Genomic DNA, 13276 nt, shown 5'->3' on the forward strand with positions numbered 1-13276 from the left:
AAGCTCCGTCAGCACAATTTCACGCGGCGCCGCCGGTCAGGTTCGGCGCACGCAAGCCGGACCGCTTCGTGCCCGGCGCCCTTTTCCGCTTGCGGCAGGGGCGTCGCGCAAGTGAAAAGCGGGACGGCTTTTTTTTCGTCCGAGCTTCCTATATTGCTCGGGGAACACAACATTCGACCAAGACAGGGATGGGATCATGTCCTACGAGGACGGCGAACAGCCGCCGGTTTCGGGAACGCCGGAACCGAAAGATGACGCGAACGCTCCCGTCTTTAACCTGCCGTCGCTGTTGGTCGGCATTCTGGCCGCGCTGATCATCGCTTATGTGGTTCCTGCCTATCTGCTGTCGGAGGAAGGCAATGGCTGGTTCGTCTTCACCTTTGGCTTTATCCCGCTGCGCTACGCTGTGCCTTTTTCGCAGCAGGGGCTGGAGTGGCTCTGGACGCCTGTCACCTATTCTTTCCTGCATGGCGGCATCGAGCACATTCTCTTCAATGGATTATGGCTGATGGCTTTCGGAGCGCCCGTCCTGCGCCGGATCGGAACAGTGCGTTTCGTGCTGTTATGGGGCATTTCCGCCGCCGTTTCCGCTTTTGGACATGCGGCGCTGAACTGGGGTGACGCGACGGTGCTGATCGGTGCGTCTGGCGTGGTTTCGGCCCTGATGGGGGCGGCCTGCCGCTTCGCTTTCCCCGCCCGCGGTGGATATAGCGCGTCCTTCGGCCATCTCATGCGGCGGCAGAGTATCTTGGGGGCGCTCTCGAACCGGACGGTGCTGATCTTCACGCTGATGTGGCTCTTCGGCAATGTTCTGATTGCCGTCGGCGTACCGCTGTTTGGTGATGTGGGCGGCCAGATCGCCTGGGATGCTCACGTGTTCGGCTTTCTGCTTGGCTTTCTGTTCTTCGGCCTTTTTGATCGACCGGTTCGCTAGGCCGATCACGCTCCTTGTCGGAGGCAGCGCAAATTTGCTGATGCGCGTCCCATCCGGGATTGCATTCGCACGGGCCTCAGCGCACCATACTGCATGATTTGCAACCGCCGGGGGAGACTGCGGCACTGCCAATCGCTGCAAAGAGGAGGAAGGCATGGCAACATTCGTAAAGGATCTACTCGACCGCAAGGGCCGGGACGTCGTGACTGTCGGTCCGGATGTCAGCATCGGCGAGGCGGCGGGCACGCTGCATGCGCACAAGATCGGCTCTGTCGTCGTGACCGACGCGGATGGTGTGGTTCTCGGCATCTTCACCGAACGCGATCTCGTCAAGGCCGTGGCAGGCCAGGGCGCGGCTTCCCTGCAGCAGTCCGTTTCTGTCGCCATGACAAAGAACGTCGTGCGCTGTCAGCACAATTCCACCACCGATCAGCTGATGGAAATCATGACGGGCGGACGCTTCAGGCATGTCCCGGTTGAAGAGAATGGCCGCCTTGCCGGCATCATCTCCATCGGTGACGTCGTTAAGGCGCGGATCGGTGAGATCGAAGCCGAAGCCGAACAAATCAAGGCTTATATTGCTGGCTGATCCTGCGTCCCGGCTTGCATTGGCTGGACAAGCGTCAGCCTCGGGCCGGGGACCGTCTTTCGAGAAACTGGATCAGTCGATTCGTGTCGGCTACAGTGTTTTCGTCGGCAGGCGGCAGGATGGAAATCGACCAATACGTGGTTTCACCACAGTTGGGTGGTCGTCTATCCGTTTCGGGCTTTAGCAGTACCTAGCGCCGGAATGCCTGCTGCATGCGCTCAAGTTCGGGAATGCGCGAACGTGTTTCCTCGTAACCTCTGTCGATGGCTTCGCTGGCGCGGTGGAATTCCGAAAGGCCGATATCGTTGATGCGCGGATGCAGCATCAGGTCGGGTGGGTCACCTGCCAGACGCGAGCGCGAGATGCGGTCCTGAATGATGTTGAAGGCCTGTACCATGACACCCGGCAGGCCGGGACGCGGTGCCGTTTCAACCGGTGGCGTGCCGGCACCAGGGGGAGAGGCGGCGTGTTTGACCACGGCAGAGCGCCCGAAAAGATCGTAGTTGAGATTGACGGCGACAACCAGCGCCTGCTCATAGGCACGGCAGACGGAAACCGGCACGGGATTGACGAGGGCGCCGTCGATCAGCGTGCGGCCATTGCATTGCACCGGTTCGAAAATGCCCGGCAGCGCATAGGAGGAGCGCAGGGCGGTGACGAGATCCCCCTGGTGGATCCAGACCTCGTGGCCGGTGCGCAGCTCCGTGGCAACGGCAATGAAGGGGTGCTCGAGACTTTCGACGCGCAGGCCTTCCAGATGCTCCTGCATGCGCTTGGTCAGGCGCATGCCGCCAAAGAGGCCGCCGCCGCCAATGGTCAGATCGAGCAGACCGGCAATGCGGCGCATTGTCAGCGAGCGAGCGAATTCCTCCAGCTCATCGAGCTTCCCGGCGAGATAACACCCGCCCACCAGCGCCCCGATCGAGGTACCCGCGATCATGCCGATCTTGACGCCAGCCTCGTCCAACGCACGCAGGACGCCAATATGCGCCCAACCGCGGGCGGCACCGCCGCCGAGCGCAAGCGCTATCCGATGTTTGTCGACAAGCTGGGTGACGGGTGGTTCGTTGCTGGTGGCTTCAGGATTTCCCGTTGCAAGCGGATTGTGACGATTTCCCCATCCCAACATTGATCGCACTCCCTGCCTGCCTTTCAGGTTCCGCCCCAAATCCCCGGAACTCACTGTATTGGTAGCAAATCGGTGCGACCGATGGAAGGTCGTCGTTTATTCGCTGGAATAGGTGGTTGCCGGGTCGAAATGCCTGACATCGTCGAGGATGCGGGTCTTCGCCTGGCCATCGACGAGTTCAACCGACCGGTAAAAGCAGGAGCGACGACCGGTGTGGCAGGTCGCATCATGGCCGGCGACGGAGACCTTCAGCCAAACGGCGTCCTGATCGCAATCGGTGCGGAATTCCTTCACCGTCTGCAGGTTGCCTGATGTTTCGCCCTTCTTCCAGATCTTGTCGCGGGAGCGGCTGTAATAATGGGCAATGCCTGTTTCCAGCGTTAGCGCCAGGGCCTGCGCATTCATATGCGCGACCATCAGCAATTCGCCGTCGCGCACATCGGTCACGACCGCTGTGACGAGGCCGTGAGCATCGAATTTCGGCGAAAAGAGACCGGCATTTTCGAGCACTTCCTTTTCCGCGGGCGCGGAGGGAAACGAAATGGACATTGCTACCCCGAAGGAAAGGCGGAACCCTTAGCGGTTCCGCACCATGGTCATGAAGCGCACCTGTTCGGCCGGGTCGTTCTTGAACGTGCCGGTGAAGCTGGTGGTGAGCGTCGTGGAGCCCTGCTTGTTGACGCCGCGCATGGACATGCACATGTGTTCGGCGTCGATCATCACAGCAACACCGCGCGGTTTCAGCGTTTCTTCGATCGAGCGAGCGATCTGAGCCGTCATGTTTTCCTGCGTCTGCAGGCGGCGGCCGAAGATTTCGACAACGCGGGCGATCTTCGACAGACCGAGCACCCGGCCAGCCGGAAGATAGGCGACATGCGCCTTGCCGACGATCGGCACCATATGGTGTTCGCAATGGGAGAAGAAGGGGATGTCGCGCACCAGTACCACATCGTCATAACCGCCGACTTCCTCGAAGGTCGTGCCGAGCACGTCCTGAACATTCAGCTCATAACCGGAAAACAGCTCGCGATAGGCTTTGGCGACGCGCTTGGGCGTGTCCAGAAGACCTTCGCGGGCAGGATTTTCTCCGGCCCAGCGCAAGAGAACGCGCACTGCTTCTTCCGCTTCAGCCTGGCTCGGGCGAGCTTCTGCCACGTCGGGTTTTGCGCCAGCGCCGGGGAAATTCTTCACGATCGCATCCATTTTGTCTCTCCCGATGCGGGTAAAGGCCGCACCTGAATTCGTTTTTCATCGCGAACTCATGTTCGCAGTTGCTGCTATCTGGTTGTTTTATAGCATTTTGGCAAGGCCGATGCTGTTTTTTCGGTATCGGAGCCGTTAATTTGATCACGGCTTGATGTCCAGAAAGCTCGTTAGCATATAATGAGAATGAAGGGCAGAAAAGCTTCACTGCGACAAACGCTGTGTTAGAAAAATCTGACCTGTCCTGTTTTGGGCATTTTCGATAGCGCCGGACACCTGACGATGGACGACATCTACAATAATCGCATTCTGGACTTCGCCGGGAACATTCCGCTGATCGGCATTCTCAAAGATGCCGATGCCAGCGCCGAGAAACACTCGCGTCTCTGCGGCTCTAAGCTTAAGGTCTATCTCAAGGTCGAAGCCGGCAGGGTGACGGATTTTTCGCACGAGGTGCGCGCCTGTGCGCTGGGTCAGGCCTCCGCCTCCATCATGGCACATCATGTCATCGGCGCTACCAGCACGGAAATCCGCAAGGCGCGGGAAGATATGCTGGCGATGCTGAAACAGGGCGGCGAGGGCCCTACGGGCCGCTTCGAGGATATGCGGGTGCTTTCTCCCGTCCGCGATTTCAAGGCCCGCCACGCCTCCACCATGCTGACCTTTGAGGCCGTTGTCGATGCGCTGGACCAGATCGAAGGGCGGCCCGCGCTCAACGTCGCGGGTTAGGGGATGTGCGGCGAACCGGACTGCCGGCACCCGCAGACGGCGGTAAAAGGCGGCCGAACCCGCAACTGGACGGGCCGTTTTGCCAAAACTCCGGGGCGGCTTTTCGGCGTCGGTTTCATACGGCTTTATCAATTGACCCTGTCCGGCTTCATCGGCAACTCCTGCCGCCACATCCCGACCTGTTCCGAATATGGTTATGAGGCAATCGCCCGTCACGGGCTCTGGGCCGGCGGCTGGATGACTCTGTTTCGCGTGGCGCGTTGCGGACCCGGCGGCACAAGCGGTCTCGACCCGGTGCCGGAAGCGCTCGATGACAGCCGGCGGTGGTGGATGCCGTGGCGTTACTGGAGCCTGAAGCGATGAACGAATATGTCGCTTTGCTACACAGCATCGTGCTTGGGCAGGGCAAAAGGCTGATCATGGCGGATTTGAAAGCCTTGGCGGCAGAACTGGGCTTCATTGATTGCAGGACGCTTGTCGCAACCGGAAATCTGGTTTTCCGTGCGCAGGCAACGCTTGTTCGCGGGATCGAGGACAGGCTGGAGCAAGCCTTCGAAAGCCGGTTCGGAAAACATGTCGATATTATTGTTCGTTCAGGTGACGACTGGCTGACCTTGGCGGCGAATAATCCGTTTCCGCAAGGCAATCCGCCGGACGTCTGCGTCCGGGTCATGCGGGAGCCGCTGAATGACACGGCGCTCGACCTGCTCCAAAAATATCGCCGGCAGGAAGAGATCGCTGTCGTCGCCGGCGATTTATGGATCGATTTTCGCGGCAAGCCAAGCGAAAGCCGGCTGCTGCCGGTTTTGACCACAAAGCGGCTTGGTGTCGGCACGACCCGCAATGCCAATACGGTCAACGGCCTTTCGGAAATGCTTCGCTAAGCGGCCTTCGCCTTTGACTGCAATCGCAAAAGCCTTTATCAGCCTGCGTGCCCGTGCGAAATCGGGCGATTTTTATTCCAACACCACCCGCATTCGTTGGCGGGACTGGACAGGAGCACGAGACGATGTCTGAAGCCATTTCCCTTACATTTCCCGATGGATCGGTCCGCAGCTACGCCCCCGGCACGACCGGCCGCGAGGTTGCCGAATCCATTTCCAAATCGCTTGCCAAGAAGGCCGTCGCCATTGCGCTCGATGGCACGCTACGCGATTTGTCCGAGACCATCACCGATGGCAGAATCGAGATCGTCACGCGCGACGACAAGCGAGCGCTGGAGCTCATCCGCCACGATGCCGCCCATGTCATGGCCGAGGCCGTGCAGGAGCTTTGGCCCGGCACGCAGGTGACGATCGGCCCGGTCATCGAGAACGGTTTTTATTACGACTTTGCCAAGAACGAGCCTTTCACGCCGGAAGATCTGCCGAAGATCGAAAAGCGCATGAAGGAGATCATTGCCCGCAACAAGCCGTTTACGCGCGAAATCTGGTCGCGCGAAAAGGCCAAGGAAGTGTTCGCCGCCAAGGGCGAGAACTACAAGGTCGAGCTGGTCGATGCCATCCCGGAAGGGCAGGACCTGAAGATCTATTACCAGGGCGACTGGTTCGATCTCTGCCGTGGTCCGCATATGGCTTCGACGGGTCAGATCGGTACGGCCTTCAAGCTGATGAAGGTGGCCGGCGCCTATTGGCGCGGCGATAGCAACAATGCGATGCTGTCGCGCATCTACGGCACCGCCTGGGCGACTCAGGAAGAGCTGGACCAGTATCTGCATGTTCTGGCCGAAGCCGAAAAGCGCGACCACCGCCGCCTTGGCCGCGAAATGGACCTGTTCCATTTCCAGGAAGAAGGTCCGGGCGTCGTGTTCTGGCACGGCAAGGGCTGGCGCATGTTCCAGACGCTGACGGCCTATATGCGCCGCCGGCTCGCCAACACCTATCAGGAAGTCAACGCGCCGCAGGTGCTCGACAAGTCGCTGTGGGAAACTTCCGGTCACTGGGGTTGGTATCAGGAAAACATGTTCGCGGTAAAATCCGCCCATGCCTTTACCCATCCCGATGACGAGGAAGCCGATCAGCGCGTCTTTGCGCTCAAGCCGATGAACTGCCCCGGGCACGTGCAAATCTTCAAGCATGGCTTGAAGTCCTACCGGGAAATGCCTGTCCGTCTTGCGGAATTTGGCACCGTGCACCGCTATGAGGCTTCCGGTGCTCTGCACGGCCTGATGCGCGTTCGCGGCTTTACGCAGGATGATGCGCATGTCTTCTGCACGGAAGAGCAGATGGCGGCGGAATGCCTGCGCATCAACGATCTTATCCTGTCGGTCTACGAGGATTTCGGCTTCAGCGAAGTCGTCGTCAAGCTCTCCACGCGCCCAGAAAAGCGTGTCGGTTCCGACGACCTCTGGGATCGCGCCGAAAGCGTGATGATGGACGTTCTGAAAACCATCGAGGAACAGTCGGAAGGCCGCATCAAGACCGGCATCCTGCCGGGCGAGGGCGCATTCTACGGGCCGAAGTTCGAATATACGCTGAAGGACGCCATTGGCCGGGAATGGCAATGCGGCACGACGCAGGTGGACTTCAACCTGCCGGAACGCTTTGGGGCCTTCTATATCGACCAGAACTCGGAAAAGACGCAGCCTGTCATGATCCATCGCGCCATCTGCGGTTCGATGGAGCGTTTCCTCGGCATTCTCATCGAGAACTTTGCCGGTCACATGCCGCTGTGGTTCGCCCCGCTGCAGGTCGTGGTCGCCACGATCACCTCGGATGCCGATGATTACGGCCGCGAAGTCGCCGAAGCGCTGCGCGAAGCAGGCATGGCGGTCGAGACCGACTTCCGCAATGAGAAGATCAACTACAAGGTCCGCGAACACTCGGTGACCAAGGTTCCTGTCATCATCGTCTGCGGTCGTAAGGAAGCGGAAGAGCGCACCGTCAACATCCGCCGTCTCGGTTCGCAGAACCAGACATCGATGTCGCTGGAAGAGGCGATCACCAGCCTCGTGGATGAAGCAACACCGCCGGATGTGAAGCGCAAGCTTGCGGCGAAAAAGCAGGTTGCGTGATAGTGACGACGGCCCCTTCGGGGGCCGTTTTCGTTTGTGGGGACGTCAAGTGATGGTGATACCGGCGGCATGAGCTGAAAATCTACACTCTGTCACCCCGGACTTGATTTGGGGGCAGCGCGATCAAGTCCTTGATCGCGGGAGACTTTCTTCACGGCGCAGGCGCGCCGTGGCTGGATGCCGGAACTAGCCCGGCGTGACGGATGAGAGGTTTCGGATCTATTGCTGGCGTCGCGGCCGGCTCAACCGGGCTACTCAAAATCCCCGGACATCTCTTCCGGCGCCTGATCCTTCATCAGCACTTCCACGTCCGAATCCCGGCCGGAGGTCACCTTGAAATTGCGCTGGTACACCTTGTCCTTATTGCGGGCAATGGCGGTATATTCACCTTCGGCCAGAACCATGGTCGAAAAGGCGCTCACGCTTTCGTTGACGACGTCGCCGCCGCCGTTCAGCACCGACCAGGCGGTATCGGCAATGGCTTCGCCGCCCGGTTCCGAGACCAGCTTGAGAGTAATCTGGGCTGCCTGGTGCTGCAGCGTCGCTTCGGTCAGCTTGCCTGCTTCCACCTGAATATCGGCGCGCACCACCGCGTTGACATTGCCGTATTCCGAAACCACGTGATAGGTGCCAGCATTGAGCCGCACGATCGTGTTGGGCTTGATATCGGCCATGACGAGGCCGCGTTCGCCGTCCGGCCGCGCATCCGAGGAATAGACGGAGAATTTCAGTTGGTTGCCGGAGATCTGCTTGTCGGACCCTGCCACGGCGTTCAGTACGAATCCGCCGGCGTCGAGAACCAGAACCTGTTTCTGCACGTTGCCGGAAGCCGGCACGTTGAGCTTCTTGGTGACGCCGGCGCGGCCGAAGGCGACGTTGACGAAATATTCGCCCGGGACGAGGTGGAATTCGGCGGAACCGCCCTCGGAACTTGCCAGCATCGGCAACTTGCCGTCAGCGCCGGGAATAGGGCTGAAAACGCGCCAGGAAAGGCCTTCCCGTACCGCTTCGCCTTCGCTGGTCAGCTTGGCTTCCATGGCGATATCGCGGGCCGTGCTTGCGGGCGCATTGGGGGCGGAAGGGGCTGTGAAGGCGTTGAGCTTCGGCATTTTTGGCGTGCCGCCGAGCTGTTTGAAGTCCTTGAAGGCATCCTGCGCCAAAGAAGCCTGTGCTAAAGCGCTGATCGCGGCGCATGCGATGGCCAGACGTGCCGCGATTTTGAATGCCGACATTTTCGATACCGATTGACTTCTTGATTTTCCCGCCTCACTTCAAAACCAATGCCGTGGCTATTTCAAGGCCCATGTTTTCGCAATGACAGCAGAATGGAAAGTTTTTGATCATGACCAGCGATATCAAGCTCCTCGATTACCTCAAGGTTCGCCGCTCCACGCCGGCCCTGCAACTTGCCGAACCGGGACCCTCGACGGCGCAGATCGAGGACATGCTGCGCCTTGCCGTGCGCGTTCCCGACCATGGCAAGCTCGCTCCCTGGCGTTTCGTTGTGTATCGCGGCGAGGAGCGTGTGCGCCTCGGAGAGACGGCACTCAGGATCGCGCTCGAGAAAAACCCCGAACTCGACCTTCAGCAGCAGGACGTGGAGCGGACGCGCTTCACCCGCGCACCTGTTGTGATCGCCGTTATCAGCACCGCCAAGCCGCATTTCAAAATCCCCGAATGGGAACAGGTCATGTCTGCGGGCGCCGTTTGCCTCAACCTCATCTTCGCTGCCAATGCCACCGGTTTTGCCGCCAACTGGCTGACGGAGTGGTTTGCGTTTGACCCGGCCTTCCTGTCGGAAACCGGCGTCAGCGCGGACGAAAAAATTGCGGGTTACATCCATATCGGCTCGACGGAATTTCCGCCGGTGGAGCGTCCCCGGCCGGACCTTGCCGATGTCGTCACCTGGGTCGGGGATGTGTGATGTTCTACACCACGGATACCAACCAGCACGGCCTGCCCCATGATCCCTTCAAGGCGATTGTCGCACCGCGGCCGATCGGCTGGATCGGATCGAAGGGCAGGGATGGCTTCATCAATCTGTCTCCCTATTCCTTCTTCAACGCGGTCTCGGACCGGCCAAAGCTCGTCATGTTTTCCTCCAGCGGCCGCAAAGACAGTCTGCGCAATGTGGAGGAGACTGGTGTCTTCACCGCAAACCTCGTCAGCCGGCATCTCATCGATCATATGAATGCCTCTTCCGCGCCTGTGGCCTATGAGATCGATGAGTTTCAGCTTGCCGGATTGACGGCCGTCGCCGGCCGGGTCGTGGACGCGCCCTATGTGGGCGAGGCTTTCGCCGCTCTCGAATGCCGCGTGACGCAGATCCAGCAGCTCACGGATCTCGAGGGGGAACCATCCGACTCATGGATGGTGATTGGCCAGGTCATGGGGATTCATATCGATGAGACGATCATTCGCGATGGCCGTATCGATATGGGCATTGCGCGCCCTGTCGCGCGCATGGGCTACATGGACTATAGCGATGGCGGCACAGATGTGTTCCAACTGCAGCGGCCCACGGCGGCGCGGTGACTATGGGCCTGTCGCGGCAAGGTTAAAGTTTATGGTGAACCAAACGTAAACCATTTGCGCCTAGAACTTATACATGGCGGCGGCACGGATGCCGTCACCCGTTGTATGAATGTGTTTCGAGGCTCCGGTGATCGTACAGGCATTTCTTCGCTGGTCTGAAAAGGCTGGATCGACTGAGCGGGCGAAGGCCGCCTATGCGCTCGGTCGCACCTATCTGCAGTCCGATCTGGCGCCGGAAAACCGCGATGCCGCCTATATGACCATGACCTACCTGCTGGACGACCCGTCGCCTCGGGTAAGGCTCGCGCTTGCCGAAGCGCTCGCCGACGCGCCCGATGCGCCGCGCGCCATTCTCATCTCACTGGCGGAAGATCAGCCGGAAATCGCCTGCACGGTGATTGCCCGCTCCCCCGCTCTCAGCGAAGCCGATCTGGTTGATATCGCTGCCCGCGGCGAAAGTCTTACGCGCTCGCTCATCGCAGCTCGTCCCGGCTTGGCGCGCGGTGTCTGCGCGGCTCTCGCCGAAGTGGGAGATTTGCCCGAAACAATCATCATGCTTGAAAACGATCAGGCCTTCATCACGCCGTTTTCGCTGCGGCGCATCGCCGAGCGCCATGGCGGCGACGCGGATGTTCGTGACCTTCTTCTGCGCCGGGAGGAACTGCCGGCGGATGCGCGCCATCTGCTGGTGCGCCGCATCAGCGATGCGCTTGCCGGCTCGTCGCTCGTTCACGCGATGATCGCACGTCAGCGCGCCGAAGGCCTCTTCCGGGAAGCGGAAGATTCCGCCACCATTCTGATCGCCTCGAACGTTTCTTCGTCCGAGTTGCCGTCGCTGGTGGAACATCTGCGCCAGCGCCTGGAATTGACGCCGGCGCTGCTGATCCACGCGGTCTGTTCAGGTCGTCTTGAGTTTTTTACGGCGGCGATGGTCAATTTGTCCGGTCTCGATGACCGCAAGGTGCGCGCCATTCTGGCGACGGGGCGGCCGCATGCGCTGAAGGCGCTATTTCAGTCGGTCGGCCTGTTCGGCGATGTCGTCGGTGTCTTCATCGAGGCGACGATGATGTGGCGGCGTGCGGCCCGCTCCCAGGTTCCGGAGGCGCCGGCCTCCGTCTCGGCGGAATTGCTCGCCCATTTCCGCGATGTCGACGGCTCCGAAGCACTGTTCGAATTGCTGCATGCCGTGCGAAAGCTTACCCTGACCGAGGAGAGGCAAAAGGCGCGGCATTATGCCGAAGCGCTGACCGTCGATGCGGCGTAAACAGCCGGACCCGTTACTTTATGGCGACGGCAGGCACGCTTTGCCTTCGCGACTCAATCACTTGTCGAACCGCTTGGCGATCCACGAATAGCTGTTTTCAACCATCCTGACGGGCGTGCCCAAGAGGTGCTTGATGCCTTCGGTGGAAGGCAGGATGCTGCTGACGCGGCTGATTGCCTGCCTGGTCAAGCTTTCTTCTTCCTTCGGTGTCACTTCCACCGCTGCCTGGGGCGCGGCTACAGGCGGCTGCGCGCCTGCCGTCTGCGGGGTCTGCTCAGGAGGGGTCTGGCAAACGGCGACCACGACCGGATAGGACGCATTTGCGAAGCGCTCCAGCTCCTTTTCCGACACGGCGTCGCAGAGCTCGATGCTTGTCCAGCGCTGCTGCGAGGTGGCAAGGTAATGGCAGTCGGTGGCGCTGTCGTCGCAGCCGAGGAAGGTCATGAGAACGAGGGCTGTTTTCATGGTGCGTGGTTGCCTCTGTCGGGAATATTGCTCTAAAACCTCATCTATCTCGATTGCAGTGACATTACGACGAAAGACGCATTTTCTGAAAGAAAGCAGGCATACCAGTGGCCACCGAAATCAAGCTTGAAACCCCGAGGCAGGATGCGGTTCTGCGCCTCATCGATCTTTCCAATACCTATATGGCATCGCTTTATCCCGCCGAGAGCAACCATCTGGTCGATATTGGCGCGCTGGAAAAAGAAAATGTCTCGTTTTTCGTGGCGCGGCACGATGGCCGGGTGGTCGGCTGCGGTGCGCTGGTGGAGGCTGGCGATGGCACGGCCGAGGTCAAGCGCATGTTCGTCGATCCCGATGCTCGCGGCCTGCGCATTGGCAAGCTGATCATGGATACGCTTATCGACCGCGGTGTCGAACGCGGCCTTTCCGCTATTCGGCTTGAAACCGGCATCAGCCAGCCGGAAGCAATCGGTCTTTACCGGAAGGCGGGGTTTGTCGAGATCGAGGCCTTCGCGCCCTATAAGCCCGATCCGCTCAGCCTGTTCATGGAGAAGATGCTTTAAGACCTGCGGCTCGGATTCATTCCGATCTTCTCGCGCCCCATGCGCGTCCGCTGGATATCGGCTCGAGGCCGGTATGACGTAGCGATCACGTTACACTATCGAGCGAGACCACACACGTCGGTGACGCCGGTCAGAAGGCGGCTTTTCGGAACGCCGTCTTTTCATCGTTGCCATCGTCGCGCGACACGACCTCTGCGACCGTATCATCCTGCGTGGGGGGCGGAGGCGGGAGTTCGGTGACGGCGGCGGAGAGTTCGACCTCCCGCACCCATTCTCGCCAGATGGCCACAAGCAGCGCCATCAGCACCGGGCCGATGAAAAGCCCGAGGAAACCCATGGTCTTGACGCCGCCGACCAGCCCGAAAAAGGTGGGCAGGAAGGGTAGCTTGATGGGGCCGCCGACGAGCTTGGGGCGGATGGTCTTGTCGACGATGAAAAGCTCTACCGAGCCCCAGATGAACAGGGCCAGCCCGTGGGCGGGCGAGCCGCTGGCGACAAGATAGATCGACACCAGCGTGAAGGAGAGCGGAGCACCGCCTGGAATGAGCGCCATGACGCCGGTGAGAACGCCGAGCGTGACGGGCGAGGGGACGCCGGCGATCCAGTAGGCGATGCCGAGGATGATGCCTTCGCCGATGGCGATCAGTGTCATCCCGGTGACCGTGGAACTGATGGTGGCGGGCACGACGCGTGAAATCCGTTCCCACCGCGTCGGCAGAATGCGCTCGCCCACAAGATCGACCTGACGGGTGAAACCGGCGCCGTTGCGGTAGACGAAGAACAGCGCGATCAGCATGAAGAGCAGCGTCAGCACCAGATGAAACGCGCCGTTGCCGGCGGCGAGGATCGCCC

General features: G+C 60.3%; 16 protein-coding genes. 10 read left to right on the top strand and 6 right to left on the bottom strand.

What is annotated here, in order from left to right; genetic code table 11:
- The first annotated feature begins 196 nt into the window (after positions 1 to 196).
- Positions 197 to 934 carry a rhomboid family intramembrane serine protease gene (locus ACUTJJ_RS10190; RefSeq protein ID WP_445542038.1) on the top strand — a complete coding sequence of 246 codons (738 nt, stop codon included), beginning with the start codon at positions 197 to 199 and terminating at the stop codon, positions 932 to 934.
- A 154-nt stretch (positions 935 to 1088) separates the two neighbouring features.
- The gene (locus ACUTJJ_RS10195; RefSeq protein ID WP_063948812.1) at positions 1089 to 1523 is read left to right on the top strand and encodes a CBS domain-containing protein; all 435 of its coding nucleotides are present in this window, start codon (positions 1089 to 1091) and stop codon (positions 1521 to 1523) included.
- Positions 1524 to 1713: 190 nt separating this feature from the next.
- Here ACUTJJ_RS10195 and ACUTJJ_RS10200 read toward each other — a convergent pair whose 3' ends face one another.
- The 3 genes from ACUTJJ_RS10200 to folE form a co-directional block, all read right to left on the bottom strand.
- Positions 1714 to 2652, bottom strand: coding sequence for a patatin-like phospholipase family protein (locus ACUTJJ_RS10200; protein WP_063948813.1), 939 nt, complete (start codon positions 2650 to 2652; stop codon positions 1714 to 1716).
- Between the two features lie 96 nt (positions 2653 to 2748).
- Positions 2749 to 3201, bottom strand: coding sequence for a phosphoribosyl-AMP cyclohydrolase (gene hisI, locus ACUTJJ_RS10205; protein WP_445542039.1), 453 nt, complete (start codon positions 3199 to 3201; stop codon positions 2749 to 2751).
- 27 nt (positions 3202 to 3228) lie between these two features.
- The gene (folE, locus tag ACUTJJ_RS10210; protein WP_063948815.1) at positions 3229 to 3855 is read right to left on the bottom strand and encodes a GTP cyclohydrolase I FolE; all 627 of its coding nucleotides are present in this window, start codon (positions 3853 to 3855) and stop codon (positions 3229 to 3231) included.
- A 282-nt stretch (positions 3856 to 4137) separates the two neighbouring features.
- Between folE and ACUTJJ_RS10215 the strand changes: the two genes are divergently transcribed.
- From ACUTJJ_RS10215 to thrS, 4 genes are all read left to right on the top strand, one after another.
- Positions 4138 to 4584 carry an iron-sulfur cluster assembly scaffold protein gene (locus ACUTJJ_RS10215; RefSeq protein ID WP_445542040.1) on the top strand — a complete coding sequence of 149 codons (447 nt, stop codon included), beginning with the start codon at positions 4138 to 4140 and terminating at the stop codon, positions 4582 to 4584.
- A 3-nt stretch (positions 4585 to 4587) separates the two neighbouring features.
- Positions 4588 to 4947, top strand: a complete 360-nt coding sequence (gene yidD / locus ACUTJJ_RS10220; RefSeq protein WP_445542041.1) for a membrane protein insertion efficiency factor YidD — start codon at positions 4588 to 4590, stop codon at positions 4945 to 4947.
- Positions 4944 to 5468, top strand: coding sequence for a DUF1697 domain-containing protein (locus ACUTJJ_RS10225; protein ID WP_445542042.1), 525 nt, complete (start codon positions 4944 to 4946; stop codon positions 5466 to 5468). The genes yidD and ACUTJJ_RS10225 overlap by 4 nt, the downstream gene beginning before the upstream one ends.
- Before the next feature lie 125 nt (positions 5469 to 5593).
- The gene (gene thrS / locus ACUTJJ_RS10230) at positions 5594 to 7597 is read left to right on the top strand and encodes a threonine--tRNA ligase (protein ID WP_445542043.1); all 2004 of its coding nucleotides are present in this window, start codon (positions 5594 to 5596) and stop codon (positions 7595 to 7597) included.
- Positions 7598 to 7848: 251 nt separating this feature from the next.
- Here thrS and ACUTJJ_RS10235 read toward each other — a convergent pair whose 3' ends face one another.
- The gene (locus tag ACUTJJ_RS10235) at positions 7849 to 8829 is read right to left on the bottom strand and encodes a hypothetical protein (protein WP_063948819.1); all 981 of its coding nucleotides are present in this window, start codon (positions 8827 to 8829) and stop codon (positions 7849 to 7851) included.
- A gap of 110 nt (positions 8830 to 8939) precedes the next feature.
- Between ACUTJJ_RS10235 and ACUTJJ_RS10240 the strand changes: the two genes are divergently transcribed.
- The 3 genes from ACUTJJ_RS10240 to ACUTJJ_RS10250 all read left to right on the top strand — a co-directional run bounded on the left by ACUTJJ_RS10240 (position 8940) and on the right by ACUTJJ_RS10250 (position 11396).
- Positions 8940 to 9521, top strand: coding sequence for a nitroreductase family protein (locus tag ACUTJJ_RS10240; RefSeq protein ID WP_445542044.1), 582 nt, complete (start codon positions 8940 to 8942; stop codon positions 9519 to 9521).
- The gene (locus ACUTJJ_RS10245; protein WP_445542045.1) at positions 9521 to 10132 is read left to right on the top strand and encodes a flavin reductase family protein; all 612 of its coding nucleotides are present in this window, start codon (positions 9521 to 9523) and stop codon (positions 10130 to 10132) included. The genes ACUTJJ_RS10240 and ACUTJJ_RS10245 overlap by 1 nt, the downstream gene beginning before the upstream one ends.
- A gap of 109 nt (positions 10133 to 10241) precedes the next feature.
- Positions 10242 to 11396 carry a DUF2336 domain-containing protein gene (locus ACUTJJ_RS10250; protein WP_445542046.1) on the top strand — a complete coding sequence of 385 codons (1155 nt, stop codon included), beginning with the start codon at positions 10242 to 10244 and terminating at the stop codon, positions 11394 to 11396.
- 57 nt (positions 11397 to 11453) lie between these two features.
- Here the strand turns inward: ACUTJJ_RS10250 and ACUTJJ_RS10255 are convergent, their stop codons facing one another.
- Positions 11454 to 11861 carry a hypothetical protein gene (locus tag ACUTJJ_RS10255; RefSeq protein ID WP_445542047.1) on the bottom strand — a complete coding sequence of 136 codons (408 nt, stop codon included), beginning with the start codon at positions 11859 to 11861 and terminating at the stop codon, positions 11454 to 11456.
- 107 nt (positions 11862 to 11968) lie between these two features.
- Between ACUTJJ_RS10255 and ACUTJJ_RS10260 the strand changes: the two genes are divergently transcribed.
- Positions 11969 to 12424, top strand: coding sequence for a GNAT family N-acetyltransferase (locus tag ACUTJJ_RS10260; RefSeq protein ID WP_063948824.1), 456 nt, complete (start codon positions 11969 to 11971; stop codon positions 12422 to 12424).
- 130 nt (positions 12425 to 12554) lie between these two features.
- Here ACUTJJ_RS10260 and ACUTJJ_RS10265 read toward each other — a convergent pair.
- The coding region (locus ACUTJJ_RS10265) for an AI-2E family transporter (RefSeq protein WP_445542048.1) at positions 12555 to 13276 on the bottom strand (722 nt) is incomplete at its 5' end.

Source organism: Agrobacterium sp. DKPNP3 (assembly GCF_052686535.1).